This is a genomic window from Caballeronia mineralivorans PML1(12), from assembly GCF_001028175.1.
In the GTDB taxonomy this organism is placed as follows: domain Bacteria; phylum Pseudomonadota; class Gammaproteobacteria; order Burkholderiales; family Burkholderiaceae; genus Caballeronia; species Caballeronia mineralivorans.
On sequence record NZ_AEJF01000347.1, the window covers coordinates 1 to 274 of the forward strand.

The 274-nt window shown below is 46.4% G+C and carries 1 protein-coding gene; it reads right to left on the reverse strand.

What is annotated here, in order from left to right:
• On the reverse strand, positions 1–194 hold a 194-nt coding region (locus EOS_RS42955), incomplete at its 3' end, for a Sua5/YciO/YrdC/YwlC family protein (protein ID WP_047898339.1).
• Positions 195–274: the final 80 nt, after the last annotated feature.

Genomic DNA, 274 nt, shown 5'->3' on the forward strand with positions numbered 1-274 from the left:
TAATTTGCTGCGATTAAAATCAGCCCCTTATCAACCGGACGCTGTTTTAACTCCAACAGTCGCATCACTGCTGTTTCGCTATCAGGATCGCACCCAACACCGAAAACGGCTTCCGTTGGATAGGCGATGACACGTTCTTCATTGAGAACATCTATCGCAGCTGCGATAGCGTCTCTTTGCAGGTTATTATTCACGTTATTATTCCGCCGAAACCGGCTTTCCACATTGTTTACTGGCACAAAAGTGTTTTACACCCTGCGCGGTTCTTTTCGTT